General features: G+C 59.9%; 14 protein-coding genes. 5 read left to right on the forward strand and 9 right to left on the reverse strand.

Annotated elements, in window-relative coordinates; all coding sequences use genetic code 11:
• The first annotated feature begins 18 nt into the window (after window positions 1-18).
• From HII33_RS00005 to HII33_RS00015, 3 genes are all read left to right on the forward strand, one after another.
• Window positions 19-537: a replication initiation factor domain-containing protein gene (locus HII33_RS00005; RefSeq protein ID WP_343036829.1), complete on the forward strand. Its 519-nt coding sequence runs from the start codon at window positions 19-21 to the stop codon at window positions 535-537.
• A gap of 77 nt (window positions 538-614) precedes the next feature.
• Window positions 615-878, forward strand: coding sequence for a DUF3173 family protein (locus tag HII33_RS00010; protein WP_225048761.1), 264 nt, complete (start codon window positions 615-617; stop codon window positions 876-878).
• Complete coding sequence (locus HII33_RS00015; RefSeq protein WP_179393755.1) at window positions 875-2,008, forward strand: site-specific integrase; 1,134 nt, start codon at window positions 875-877, stop codon at window positions 2,006-2,008. Before HII33_RS00010 ends, HII33_RS00015 begins: the two co-directional genes overlap by 4 nt.
• On the opposite strand, the gene HII33_RS00020 is transcribed toward HII33_RS00015, so the two are convergent.
• Entirely contained in the window at window positions 1,965-2,474 is a 510-nt protein-coding gene (locus HII33_RS00020) for a MerR family transcriptional regulator (RefSeq protein WP_179393756.1), read from the reverse strand. The two genes, HII33_RS00015 and HII33_RS00020, sit on opposite strands and share 44 nt — an antisense overlap.
• A 256-nt stretch (window positions 2,475-2,730) precedes the next feature.
• Here HII33_RS00020 and HII33_RS00025 point away from each other — a divergent pair, with 256 nt between their 5' ends.
• Window positions 2,731-3,015, forward strand: a complete 285-nt coding sequence (locus HII33_RS00025; protein WP_179393757.1) for a hypothetical protein — start codon at window positions 2,731-2,733, stop codon at window positions 3,013-3,015.
• Window positions 3,016-3,183: 168 nt separating this feature from the next.
• Here HII33_RS00025 and HII33_RS00030 read toward each other — a convergent pair whose 3' ends face one another.
• The 5 genes from HII33_RS00030 to HII33_RS00050 all read right to left on the reverse strand — a co-directional run bounded on the left by HII33_RS00030 (window position 3,184) and on the right by HII33_RS00050 (window position 10,069).
• On the reverse strand, window positions 3,184-4,473 hold the full coding sequence (locus tag HII33_RS00030; RefSeq protein WP_179393758.1) for an adenylosuccinate synthase: 1,290 nt from the start codon (window positions 4,471-4,473) through the stop codon (window positions 3,184-3,186).
• A 168-nt stretch (window positions 4,474-4,641) separates the two neighbouring features.
• Window positions 4,642-5,793 carry a hypothetical protein gene (locus HII33_RS00035; protein ID WP_179393759.1) on the reverse strand — a complete coding sequence of 384 codons (1,152 nt, stop codon included), beginning with the start codon at window positions 5,791-5,793 and terminating at the stop codon, window positions 4,642-4,644.
• 138 nt (window positions 5,794-5,931) lie between these two features.
• Complete coding sequence (dnaB, locus tag HII33_RS00040) at window positions 5,932-7,320, reverse strand: replicative DNA helicase (protein WP_179393760.1); 1,389 nt, start codon at window positions 7,318-7,320, stop codon at window positions 5,932-5,934.
• Between the two features lie 252 nt (window positions 7,321-7,572).
• Window positions 7,573-8,028: a 50S ribosomal protein L9 gene (rplI, locus tag HII33_RS00045; RefSeq protein WP_179393761.1), complete on the reverse strand. Its 456-nt coding sequence runs from the start codon at window positions 8,026-8,028 to the stop codon at window positions 7,573-7,575.
• 34 nt (window positions 8,029-8,062) lie between these two features.
• Window positions 8,063-10,069, reverse strand: a complete 2,007-nt coding sequence (locus HII33_RS00050) for a GGDEF domain-containing protein (RefSeq protein WP_179393762.1) — start codon at window positions 10,067-10,069, stop codon at window positions 8,063-8,065.
• A gap of 131 nt (window positions 10,070-10,200) precedes the next feature.
• Between HII33_RS00050 and HII33_RS00055 the strand changes: the two genes are divergently transcribed.
• Window positions 10,201-10,803 (forward strand): sugar O-acetyltransferase, encoded by a 603-nt coding sequence (locus HII33_RS00055; protein WP_218841883.1) that lies wholly within the window; start codon window positions 10,201-10,203, stop codon window positions 10,801-10,803.
• A 70-nt stretch (window positions 10,804-10,873) separates the two neighbouring features.
• On the opposite strand, the gene HII33_RS00060 is transcribed toward HII33_RS00055, so the two are convergent.
• From HII33_RS00060 to HII33_RS00070, 3 genes are all read right to left on the reverse strand, one after another.
• Window positions 10,874-11,416 (reverse strand): type 1 glutamine amidotransferase domain-containing protein, encoded by a 543-nt coding sequence (locus HII33_RS00060; protein WP_179393763.1) that lies wholly within the window; start codon window positions 11,414-11,416, stop codon window positions 10,874-10,876.
• Between the two features lie 67 nt (window positions 11,417-11,483).
• Window positions 11,484-12,689, reverse strand: coding sequence for an MFS transporter (locus HII33_RS00065; protein ID WP_179393764.1), 1,206 nt, complete (start codon window positions 12,687-12,689; stop codon window positions 11,484-11,486).
• 194 nt (window positions 12,690-12,883) lie between these two features.
• Entirely contained in the window at window positions 12,884-13,393 is a 510-nt protein-coding gene (locus HII33_RS00070) for a transcription repressor NadR (RefSeq protein WP_179393765.1), read from the reverse strand.
• Window positions 13,394-13,476: the final 83 nt, after the last annotated feature.

A 13,476-nucleotide genomic window follows, 5' to 3' on the forward strand; every position in this document is an offset into this window, starting at 1 on the left:
GGCATGGTCATGCGCTGAATTGTAACGCCTGACTATAAACTCGGAACACACAAATCAAATAGATTCACTGTCTCGAAACTTGACTTAAATCCACGCTTAGCTGATGAACGGGCAACAAAAGCGATTGAGGCGTTGTTAAACGAGCGTGACCCTGCCAAGGTGATATTTGGTATCATCAATCGCTATATACGTTTTTTAAAGCCCAACGGCAAGGCTAGAGCAAGTTGGCCGCTGGACGACCTCTGGGCGAATTTTATCGGCAAATACGTTGAGAAGCTTCGGCTAACAACCCAACCAGAGCCATTCTCTATCAAACGCACGTACAAGTGGATTGAGAAGCAAGTTGCGCCGACCTTGAAGATGTTACTCGCCTACGATTCAGCTACCGCCCAAGACATTTTGATGACGATGATTGCCAACGCTACTATCACGCAAAAGGAGATGAGTGTTCTACAAGCAATGCTCGCATCAACCGAAGAAATGATTATCCCAAGTGAGGAATCAAAAAAGAGCGACTACGCCGACCTAAGCAAGTAGTCACCCTTCACAGATAAAATATGGGTTCTATCTGGTTTGATTATCTCACTCCCGCCAAACTTTAGGAAGTGATTTGATTGAATATTAACGTACCAGCACAGCCAGTCTTCCTGACGATGACTAGAGCTGATCTTATTAACCTAGGATACAGTCAATCGCAAGCAAGCCGCATCATCAAAATGGCAAAAGAGTTGTTGCTCAAACGTGGCCTTGGATGGTACGGTAAGAAAGGCGTAGACCGTGTTCCAGTGGAAGCAGTAGACGCAGTATTAGGCTTGAAACTAAGCCAACTTGAGGGTGCACCAAGTGGCCTTTCCGCAGTTAAGGAGGAACTATCTTGACTACGAAAGACCATATTACAAAACAAGCGGACGGCACTTTTAGCTTCCGCGTGAGCTTAGGAACTGACAAACGGACTGGCAAGCGAATTCAAAAACGCGCCAGCGGCTTCAAAACGAAAACGGAGGCGAAAAAAGCAAGAGTTGCAATGTTGGCAGCTGGGGTCGCCGATGATGAGGACATCAAGAAGACGAAGTTTGGCGAGTTTATGGAGGACGTGTTCAAGCCTTGGTACAAAACCCAAGTGAAGCCACGCACCTACCGCCAACGACTGGTTTTGATGAACACCGATTATCTGACTAGGTTCAACGACATCATCATTGACCAAATTCGGCCGATTGATGTGCAACATTGGCAAGTCAGCCTGCTCAAGGACTGTAAGCAATCCTATGCGCGTACCATCAACATTATGTTAGGCCAAGTGCTTGAACGTGCTAAGGCACTGGGTATCATCACTGAAAATCCTGTGCGGATCGTTGGCCTCATCAAGAAGAAGAAAGCAAAAATCCAGTTCTGGACGCAAGCCGACTTCCAAAAGGTGCTTACTAAGACAAATACCGACACGTACACGGGCCGATTTGATTACACGATGTTGTGGTTCATGTTCATGTCAGGCTTGCGTAGCGGTGAAGCACGGGCGTTAAAGTGGACAGACGTTGATCTCGAAGCTAAGACCGTGAGCGTCAATAAGACGATGGACTATCACAACCGCAACTGGTTTGAAACGCCTGCGCCGAAGACTGCCGCTAGCCGTCGTACCGTGGCGCTTGATGATGATACCGTAGCGTGTTTAGGCGCGTGGCAGGTCGCACAAGCGGCGATGGTGAATTCCGAGTGGGTATTCTCACGCGATGGGATTCCGTGCTCTGACGGACAATTTTTGGACATTGTGGACGCGTACAGTACACTCGCCAAAGTTCAGCGAATTACCGTGCACGGCCTCCGCCACTCGCATGTGTCGCTGTTGATCAGCCTTGGTGAAAATCCACTCCCGATTAAAGAACGTCTGGGGCATGAGGATATCGAAACGACACTCGGCACTTACGGTCATCTCTACCCAAACAGTAACTTTGAAGTCGCAAAAAAGCTCAACGGGATATTCTCCAAAGAGGTGCCCGATGAGCCAAAATAATTTGGAAAGGGTCAAAATTGTGCCACCATAAAATCGGTGGTGCTAGAAACCTTGATACCACGGGACGGGCGCGAGATGTGCCATTGTTCCCGGGAAATTCCTGCGCAGCCCGCGCGATCCGCGTCGCCAACTCCGCGCGAACGTCACGCAGCTGGCCCTGGCGCACGGCCAACGTCGCCAACTGCTCGTCGATCGACTTCAGCTCTCGATCGACGAGCTGGACGTTCGCCTGCCACTGGGCCAGCGTCCCACAGTTGCTGTCGTGGCGCGCACGGATCTCCAGGATCGCGGCGATCGAGAAACCCATCGCCTGCAACGCCCGAATCGCCTCAAAGTCTGCCGCATCAGCCGCTGTATACCAGTAGTTGCGGCCCCGTCGCGCCGGGTGCATCAGTCCACGCTGGACATAGAAGCGAACCGTCTCTTTAGTCGTCTGGTGGGCTGTAATAAATTCACCGATCAGCATATTAGCCTCCGTTCCCGTGTGCCGTCTTGTCGATACGCGGCTGGCGACCGCAGACAAACACTTCCGCCCAAAGTACAGGCGACGCAGAAAGTGCTTGCTTCCGCCCAAAGTACGGGCGACGCAGAAAGTGCTTGCTTCCGCCCAAAGTACGGGCGACGCAGAAAGTGCTTGCTTCCGCCCAAAGTACAGGCGACGCAGAAAGTGCTTGCTATGGGGTGCACCCCACGCGGTTCAATCATGTCAGGAGGTGTTGACAATGACGATTATTCTAACGTGCCTGATCACTGCCTACGCCGGGACAACGGCCTGGGCTGCGATCGCTGACTGGCGCACATATCCGGGCCCGAGCACGCTCTCGCTGACCGCTGCGCTCTGCTTGGGGCTCGGCCTGCGGTGGGCAGTGCTCGTCCCAGTCGGCGTGGTCGCATTACTTTTGGCCGCCATCTGCAACGGGATCGCGCGTTACGGCCACATCCACTGGACCCATCTGCTGGTGCGTAGCGTGTGGTCACTGATCCTCCTCGGCCTGTGGTGGTGCTGAACCCATCCAGGTGGCCACGCGTCTGCGCCAAGCCTGTGACTCACCAAGCGCGCTGACTTGCTTCCGTTCGCCCTGGCCATGAGCACACGCTGGCCACCCACCGATACAAATCAGCACGCGCCCCCCAATGGGGAGCGCGTGCTGTTCGAACGGGCGACCGTCGCGAGCCTAGAACTTCTCCCAGATGTTCGCCAGGATGTTGGTCTGCTCGCGGTCCGGGCCGACGGAGAAGGTCAGCAGGTCCACGCCGATCAGCTCGGCGATGCGGGTGACATAGTTGCGCGCGGCCGCAGGTAGGTCGGCCAGCGTCTTGGCCCCGGTGATGTCGTCAGTCCAGCCAGGCAGCTCCTCGTAGACCGGCTTGCACTGCGCCAGTTCCTTGAGCGATGCCGGGTAGCGGCCGATGGTCTCACCGTTGAGTTCGTAGCCCGTGCAGATCTTGATGGTCTCGAGGCCGGTCAGGACGTCCACGGAGTTCAGGCAGAGGTCGGTGACGCCTGCCACGCGGCACGCGTGCCGCACAACGACGGCGTCGAACCAGCCGACTCGGCGCGGACGCCCGGTGACCGTGCCGTACTCGTGGCCGGCTTCACGGATGAAATCGCCGGCCTCATCGAACAGCTCGGTCGGGAACGGCCCGTCGCCGACGCGGGAGGTGTAAGCCTTGGCCACCCCGGCCACGCGGTCGATCTTGCTGGCGCCGACGCCGGTACCGTTGGCGACGCCACCGGCCGGGTTGGAGCTGGTGACGAATGGGTAGGTCCCCTGGTCGATGTCGAGCATCGTGCCCTGCGCCCCTTCGAACAGGATGTTCTCACCCTGCTCCAGCGCCTCATTCAGCAGCACCGTGGTGTCGCAGACGTACTGGGCCAACTGCTGGCCGTAGCCGTAGTATTCCTCGAACACGTCCTCAAAGGCGATCGGATCCACCCCGTAGATCTTCGTGAACAGCTTGTTTTTCTCGTCCAGGTTCGCGCGCAGCTTCGCCTCGAAGGTGTCGCGCTCCAGCAGGTCGGCGATGCGGATCCCAACGCGTGCAGCCTTGTCCATGTAGGCCGGGCCGATGCCACGGTTGGTCGTACCGATCTTCCCGTCGCCCTTGCTGGCCTCTTGGGCCTTGTCCAGCGCGATGTGGTACGGCAAGATGACATGCGCGCGGTCGGAGATGCGCAGATTCGCGCCGTCCACCCCTTGCGCCTTCAAGGTCGCCAGCTCGGTAACGAGGCTCTTCGGGTTGACCACGACGCCGTTGCCGATCACGGAGAGCTGGTGTGCGTGCAGGATACCGGACGGGATCAGGCGCAGCTTGTACACGACCCCATCACTGTGAATGGTGTGGCCGGCGTTGTCGCCCCCCTGGTAACGGCTAATGATGTTCGCGCCCTGGCTCAGAAAATCGGTGATCTTGCCCTTTCCTTCGTCGCCCCACTGCGTGCCTACGATAACTACTGTTCCCATGTTGTTCCGTCTCCTTTTGTCGATTCGTGAACTGCCACTAGCTATTCTAACAACAAGCTCCCGCTGTGACAAGCAAAAACCGAATAATGGTTTCCCAAGCAAGCGATGAATAATAAAAACCCGAACGATAATCGTCCGGGTCAGGTTTTGACTAAAAATAACCGAATCTTAGCGGCCGCTATGCAGCCGTGCCTCTTGCAGGTAAGCGTAGATGTGGCCAAACGCCAGCTCCTGCACGTCGGCCAAGGCGATCACCTCGTCCTCATCGGTGTCGTCGGCGTGCATCACGAAGTCCGTGGCCGTCACGTCGAACGGCACGCCCATCAGCGACAGCGGCGCTTTGGTCCGCACCCGCACGACGCGCTCGAAGGCCGCGGATTCGCGGATCAGATCCGCGATCAAGTCCGCACTGGCGTCGAACTCACGATCAGCGTTGAGCACCGGCTGCTTGTCCAGGTGGTGCGCCATCATCCAGCCGCTGTACGTCGCGATCGTCTGGAGGTAATCGCTGGCCAGCGTCACGCTTTGTAGCCCCGTCAACCGTAACACCACGTAGCCGCCGAACTGGCCGGCCATGTCGCGGAGACTGAGCACGACCACCGTCGCGTTGACCGCTAGGACGAGGCCGACGTAGAATTGCTCACCTTGGCCCTTCGGCATCGCGACGATCAGCTGGCCGCTGGCCGCGGCCGCCGCCAGCACCGGCTGCAACTGCCCATCGTTCTGGTGAATGTCGGTGCGCACGTGCTGGAGCTTGTCGCGCCCCTGCACCAGAGCTGTTTCGAGCCGCAACTCAAGGCCCTGGAACTCGATCACAAGCACATCAGTGAAGTCGACTTGCAGATAGCGCACATCGGTGTAGTTGAACTTGTTGAACACCGCCAGTGTGAACCGGTCCGCCGCCACGGCGGTCACTTGTCCTTCCAGGTAGGCGTCGTCATCGGCCAGCATCACCAAGATCAGCTCCTGGCTCTGCTTGGCCTGCGTCGCCAGCTGGCCGATCAGCTCCTGCGTCGCGTCGAAGTGGAAGGCCGGGCTGCTCGCCGGCAGGGTCAAGAACTGGTTATCCGCTGCGACCTGCATGCGGAAGGTCATGTCGTCTAGGTCATCGCCGGCGAACTCGACTTGATCGATCGCCGTGAAGCTGATCAGCACCGAGCCGTCCGCCAGGCCCGCGTCGTTATACGTTGCAAGCAGCACGCCGGTCTTGCCCAGCACCTGCACGTAACCGGTATAAAAATCCTCGGTGTCACGTTGGTACACATTGATCAAAAGCTGCTCGTTCAAAGCAGCCATCAGACTCATCAGGATGGCGTCCAAGGCACATCCTCCTTCTTGTGGTTTTGATGCCCATATCACCCGGGCAATAATCGGGGCAGGGCCACGCGCCGCTGTGGGGGCGTCGAACGCCGTCAGGCCACGGCGGTGGCTAAGCGTTCCGCCGCGCTGCGTGCTGGTCTACTGGCCCGGCACGTAGGCGATGGAGCTGAATTTGTTGTAAGACTTCACGAACAGCAGCTTCACCGTGCCGCGCGCACCGGAGCGGTTCTTCTCGATGATCACTTCGACTTCACCGACGTTCTGGTCGTCTTCGTTGTGATCGTTCTCTTCTTCGCCGTCGCCGTCCGGGTCGCGGTAGTAGTCATCGCGGTACAGGAAGGCGACGATGTCGGCGTCCTGCTCGATGGAGCCGGACTCACGGATGTCGGACAGCACCGGCCGCTTATCCTGGCGCTGCTCAACGCCACGCGAGAGCTGGGACAGGGCGATGACCGGACAGTGCAGTTCCTTGGCGAGCTTCTTGAGCTGCCGGGAGATCGCGCTGACTTCCTGCTGGCGGCTTTCTTGGCCGGAACCTTCGATCAGCTGCAGGTAATCGATCACGATCAGCCCAAGCGGACTGCTGCCGTGCTCGTGCTCTTTTTGAAGCTTCAGGCACTGCGAGCGGATCTGCGCCATGCGCACCCCCGGGGTGTCGTCGATGTAGATGCTGGCTTGGCTCAGGCTCCCCATCGCGATGATCAAGTGCTGCCACTCTTCTTCGTTCAGCTGACCGGTGCGCAGGTGCTGCGCGTCGATGCTACCCTCGGCGCACAGCATCCGGTTGACCAGCGACTCGGCGCCCATTTCGAGCGAGAACATCGCGACGGTCTTGCCCGTCTTGGTGCCCACGTTCTGCGCAATGTTGAGCACGAACGCCGTTTTACCCACCGCCGGCCGCGCGGCGAGGATGATCAACTCATCGTCGTGCAGGCCGGTGGTCATGTGGTCAAGGTCTTTGAAGCCAGTCGGCAGGCCGGTGATCTCCGTGTCGTTCTGGTAGAGCTTGTCGATCTCCTCCATGGTCGCGTTGAGGACTTCTTTGATCGGCCGAAACCCCGACCGGTTGTTGCCGTCGCTGACCGCCATGATCTGACTCTCAGCGTTCTCCACCAACCCGGTGACGTCGGCCTGATCGTCGTAGGCCTGCTGGATGATCTTCTCCGACGTCTCGATCAGCCGGCGCAGCTGCGCCTTGTCCGCTACGATCTTCGCGTAGTAGACCACGTTGGCCGCCGTCGGCACCGCGTCGGCCAGCTCGACCAGGTAAGCCATGCCGCCGATATCGTCGAGCTGGTTGTGGCCGTCGAGGAACTCCTGGACCGTCAACGGGTCGATCGCGTCGCCCCGGTCGGACAGCTCGTTCATCGCGTGGAAGATCAGCTGGTGGGCGCGCTTATAGAAGTCGCCTTCGACCAGATATTCCGCGGCGTCGATCAGCGAGTTCGGCGTGAGAAAAATGCCCCCGAGGACTGCTTGTTCCGCTTCAAGATTGACTGGCGGTGTGCGCCTGATCTGATTATCCATGCTTGTCCTCCTGTACCTTAGGCCGGGTTTTGTATCCTATATAGTGTAGATTAAAACGGCACGCCTGACAACCGCGAAGAAGACGCGGGCCCGGGGCGCGACTCGTCCAGTACATCACGGGCCCTAACGCCACGCCCTTGCTGTACAAGAGCGGCCCACTATAAACCCTAAGTGCAGGGTTTATAGTGGACCGCTCGTCTACGCTGGGCTAAACCCGTGTTCTGGCACAGCCCTAGTCTTCTTCAAGCCGGCTTACTTCTGTTCCGTAATGTGCACCCGGATGTTCGCCTCGACGCCCGGGTACAGCGTCACGCTGACGTTGCGGTACCCCAGCGCCTTGATCGGCTCCGGCAGGTCCATCTTGCGCTTGTCGACCTTGATCTGGTACTGCTTCTCGAGCGCCTGGGCGATCTGCTTGCTCGGGATCGACCCGAACAGGCGGGCGTCCTCGCCGGCCTTGCTCTGGATCTGCACGACGGTCTTGTCGTCTTCAAGCTGCGCCTTGATCGCTTCGGCCGCCGCCTTGGCTTCGGCCTCCTTCTTCTCTTCCAGCTTCTGCTGGCCGCGCAGGGCGCTCATGGCCTGCGGCGTCGCCAGCTTGGCCTTCCCGGTCTTGATCAAGAAGTTCTGACCGTAGCCATCCGGCACTTCCTTGACTTCGCCGCGCTTACCTTTGCCGCGGACATCTTGGGTAAAAATCACTTTCATGTTCGATTCCTTCTTTCTGCATTGGGGCCCGGCGCTAGTTGTTCGCCTGCTCCTCTTCGATCGTCTGGGCCAGCATAGCACGGACCTGGGCGATGGACTTGTCGGCGATCTGGGTCGCCGCGTTGCTCAGGTGGCCGCCACCGCCCAGTTGTTCCATCAGACGCTGAACGTTGACGTCACCGAGGCTGCGCGCGGAGATGCCAACCTTATTGTCGGCGCGCTTGGTGATGACGAAGCTCGCGTCGATGCCGTTGAGCTGCAGGAGCGTGTCGGCCGCCTGCGCCGCGATGACGGGGTCGTAGGCCTTCGTCTCTTCACCAGTACATAATGCCATACTTGGCGCGATCATTTCAATCGTGTCAATGAGGTGGTTCTTTTGGATGTAGCTGTCGATGTTCTCCTTCAACAGGTTCTGGGTCATCAGGCCATCCGCCCCGTTGCTGCGCAGGTAGCTGGCGGCGTCGAAGGTCCGCGTGCCAGTGCGTAGCGAGAAGTTCTTGGTGTCAACGGTGATGCCGGCGAGCATCGCAGTGGCCTCCAGCTTGTTGAGCGCCGGCGCACCAGTCGGCTGATACTCGAACATCTCGGTGATCAGCTCACACGTCGAGCTCGCATACGGCTCGATGTAGACGAGCATCGGGTTCTCGGGGAACTCCTCGCCCCGGCGGTGGTGATCGATGATCACGGTGCGGGCGGAGAGCTTGTCGTACAGCTCCGGCGCCGCAGTGATCGAGGCCTTGCTGTGGTCGACCAGCACCAGCAAGCTCTTATCGGTCGCCTGTGCCAGGGCCGCTTCGGGCGTGACGATGGCGTTGGCGATCTCCGGGTCCTGGCCGACAGCGGTCATCAGCCGTTCGACGTCGGAGTGCAGGTGGCTCGGATCGACGACGACGTAGCAATCCTTGCCGTTCATCTGCGCGATGCGGCGAATGCCGAGGCCTGCGCCGATCGCATCCATGTCGGGCCGCTTATGCCCGACGACGAAGACCTTGTCCGTCTGCTTGAACAGCTCCTGCAACGCCTGTGCGATCATGCGCGCCCGCACGCGGGTCCGCTTCTCCATCGGGTTGGTCTTGCCACCGTAAAAATGCGCCTGCTCCCCTTTTTCCCGCACGACGACTTGGTCACCGCCGCGGCCTAGCGCCAGATCCAGGTTAGACTGGCTGGTGACCGCGAGGTGCGACAAGTCGTCTTCGCCGTACGCGATCCCGATCGACAGGGTCAGCGGGTAGTTCTGCTTAGAGGTCTCTTCCCGGATAACGTCAAGGATCTTGAACTTGTCTTTTTCCACCCGTTCCAGCGACTCGACATAGGCGATCAGGACGAAGCGATCGGCCGCGACGCGCTTGACGAACATGCCGAACTCGGCGGCCCAGTCGCTCATCTGGTTGGTCACATAGCTGTTCAAGTTCGTCGTCGCCTGGTCGTCCATCGTCTGGGTGATCTCGTCGTAGTTATCGAGGAACACTTGGCCGATCGCCAGCCGCCGCCCCTTGGCTTCGGCCTCGATCTTCGCGTAGCGCGTGATGTCCATCAGGTAGACGACCCCGATGCTGCGCTGGACGATCATCTCGAATTCATGCTCGCCCCAGCGCACCGTCTGCAGGCCGCTGGCATCGAGGTGATCGGTCACCAGCTTGGCCAGGTCCGGGTCGATCGAGGCCAGCGACTGGCCGAGCAGTTCAGTGTCCCCGAAGTACTGTTGCAGGTAGGGATTGGCCCATTCGATCTCCAGGTGCTCGTTGTACAGCAAGATCCCGACCGGCATCTTGACCAGCGCCTCTTGCTCCCCACGCTTGATGCGGTAGGCCAGATTCGAGATATACTTGTTCGTGTTCGCCGTGATCCGCTCGAGCGCATAGAAGGTCGCGACGAGCAGGCCCAGCAGAAAAACCGCCATCACCAGTGCCAGCCACGGCCGGATGAAACTCGCCACGATCACATCGATCAGCGCCAACCCGGCCATCGCCGCCACGATCCACCGCAGGCGCACGTCTTCGAGGAAGGCCGGCAATTTGATCCGTGCCAGTAGTTTTTTCACGTCATATTCGCTCTCTTTCGCCTCGTGGTCGAGGCTTGATGGTTAAGCAATTCTTAACCCATTCTACCACACCCGCCCGCTGGCCGCCGGGCGCGTGCTACAATGACCTGAAAGACCCCGGAGGTGAACCCATGACCACGATCCCCGAATTCATGACCCGCGACACCGCGTACTGGTCTAACCAGTTCGACATCCCGCCGGCGCTGCAGCTGACGGCCAAAACACTGTGTTGGGACTACAATCAGACCCGCCCGGATGAGGCGGCCAAGCGCCGGGCGCTGCTGGCTCAGCTGCTCGGCACCAGCACTGAGCAGACCTTCATCGAACCGACCTTCCACTGCGACTACGGCTTCAATATCCACAGTCACGGGCTCCTCGTGATGAACTACAACTGCAGCATCCTCGACACCAGTCCGGTGCACCTCGGTGCCGGGACGTTCATCGCCCCAGGGGTGTGCCTGGCCTGTCCGGGCCACGCCCTGCTCGCCGACCAGCGCGCGGCTGGGATTGGCTACTCGGCGCCGATCGTGCTGGAAGACAGCGTGTGGCTGGGCGCCAACGTGGTGGTACTCGGCGGTGTGACCATCGGCGCCGGCAGCATCATCGGGGCCGGCAGCGTCGTGACCCAGGACATTCCCGCCGGGGTGGTCGCCGTCGGCAGCCCCTGCCGCGTGGTCCGGCCGGTCACCGAAGCAGATCGCCTGACGCTGCCTGCTGATCATCGACTAGCCTGACATCCCCACCTGTGCGCCCAAAAAAGCATCGAAGTTGGCGACTGATCACCACTTCGATGCTTTTTTGCGTCTAATTCTGGGCCGCCGTCTCCTTGGCCAGTTCGGCCACGATCGCCTCGTTGAACGCCTCGAGGTCGGCGGGTGTGCGGCTGGTGACCAGGCGGTACGCCTCATCGTACACCACCGGCGCATCCACGACGGTCGCCCCGGCGTAGCGCAGGTCTGGCTGGATCGAGGTGTAGCCGGTCAGCCGCAGCTGGTCGGTTAACCCGGTCTGGATGAAGAGCTGCGGGCCGTGACAGATCGCGAACACCGGCTTGTCACTGACCAAGAACGCCTTGACCAGCGCGACGAAGCGCGCGTCGACCCGGAGCTGATCCGGCGAGAAGCCGCCCGGGATCAGCAACGCATCGAACCGATCGAACTCGTCGATGCTGACGTCATCGATGCCGGCATCCGCCGTGAAGCGGCTGCCCGCCTTGCCTGCAAGCGACTGCCCCGCCTCGAAGCTCACGAGGGTCGTCGAATGTCCCGCTTGGGTCAGCGCCCCAGTCGGCGAGATCAACTCGAGATCTTCCACCCAGTCGGTCGCGATCACCATGATTTTGGCCATAAGGTCCTCCTATTATGATTGAGTCTCGGTGTCTAACTCAACCATAGCATAGTCGGACCCGCGGTCACTACTCCAGCGTCTCGCCCATCGTCTCGCGGCCCAGGGCCAGCACGGCGACCACGGCGATCAGGATTGCAGCGGTGAAAATGCCGAAGATCAGCCCGAAGCTGACTTGCTTGGCGACAAGGCTGCCGACCAGCAGCGGGCCGACGATCCCACCGATGCGGCCGACCCCAGCAGAGAGACCGGAGCCACTGCTGCGAATCACGCTCGGGTACTGCTCAGGCGAGTACGCGTACAGCGCGCCCCACGCCCCGAGGTTGAAGAAGGACAGCAGCATCCCGGAGACCATCAGTAGTGGCAACGTCCCGGCCAAGCCGAACCCCAGGGCGGCCAGGGCGGTCCCAGTCAGGAAGGTCGCGAGTACCTTCTTGCGGCCCCACTTCTCGATCAGCCACGCGGCGACGAAGTAGCCCGGCAGTTGCGCCAGAGTCATCACCAGCACGTAACCGAAGCTGTTGATCATCGAGTAGCCCTTGAGCACCATCACGCTCGGGAGCCACAGGAACATGCCGTAATAGGAGAAGACGACCATGAACCAGACGATCCACAGCATCGCTGTCGCGCGGCGGTACTTCTTCTGCCAGATGTTGCGCAGGCCCTGCCAGAAGCTCGGCTTGCGGTGTGCGTTGGCTTCGTAGGCCGGTGATTCAGCGATGCCTTCGCGGAAGTACAAGGCGTACAGCGCGGTCAGCCCAGTCAGGACCATCGCGGTGCGCCAGCCCCACTGCGGGATCACGAAGTACGAGATCACCGCCGCGAGCAGCCAGCCGGCCGCCCAGAAGCTCTCCAGCAGCACGACGCTGCGGCCGCGGTGCTCGGTCGCGACGCTTTCGGAGACCAGCGTCGAGGCGACTGGCAGCTCGCCGCCCAGCCCGGCGCCGATCAGCAGGCGCAGCGCCATGAACAGCGCGTACCCTTGCGCCAAGGCTGACAGTGCCGAGCCGAGCGAGAAGACGAGCAACGTGATGATCAGGACCATCTTGCGGCCGATCCGGTCGGCCAGCATCCCGAAAAGCACGGCGCCGATCGCCATACCGATCGAGCTGATGCTCCCGATCCAGCCCATTTGAACAGCGGTGAGTCCCCACTCTGTTTTGACTGCCGCGATGATGAACGACAGCATCCCCACATCCATCGCGTCGAAGAGCCACGCGACGCCAACGCCGGTGATCAGACGCACCGGACTGCTAGCGGTTTTTGCTGGTGACATAATGTTTTTCCTCCTGTGTGCTAAGGGCGCCCACGCCCCTGATCGAATAATGTCTTGACACCTTATGAGACCCCATTTTTCCAGTTTTAGGGTGTCTTGTCAACCGGTTTGACGTAAATCCGTGATTTTTATCACGAATTCGGCCCCGGGCCACACAAAAAGGCCGGGGTTGCCCCCGACCTTCGTCATGCGTGTTATTCGAACAAGTAGCCCTTCGCCCGCAGCGCATCCTTGATCGCCTTGAGCTGTGCCGGCGTCTCAAACGCGATGGTGTGCAGGTGGACGCCACCGGTCAGCTCCGACAGCAGGCGGCCGTCGTGCTGCTTCATGTGCCCGACGAACAGGTTCACGTCGGTGCGGGTCTTGATCTGAAGCTGCCCGCGCAGCTGCCCGTACAGCGGATGGTCAACGATGACATCCACCAGGGTGCCACCGTGATCGACGATCGTCGTCATCTCGTCGGCCGCTTGCGCCGGCGTGTGGCGGCAGACGATCACCGCGGAATCCGTAGCCGGCTGCTCGTACTGATAGCCTTGCGGGGTCGCGATGATCGCCTCGCCCTGGGCCCGCATCAGCGCGATGTCACCGACGATGGTCTGCCGGCTGACCCCGAAGTGGTGAGCGAAGTGGCTCGCGGTCACTGGGGTGTCGTTGTCGCTGAGCGTTGCTTTCATCTGGGACTGGCGTTGTGCACTGGTTAACATAGCTGTGTCACTCTCCTCACGTCTGATAATACGCTAACCGCCGCGATTAGCAAAGATATTCTTACAAGCGAATACTCTTATCG

The organism is Lacticaseibacillus absianus, assembly GCF_013407595.1.
GTDB classification, from domain to species: domain Bacteria; phylum Bacillota; class Bacilli; order Lactobacillales; family Lactobacillaceae; genus Lacticaseibacillus; species Lacticaseibacillus absianus.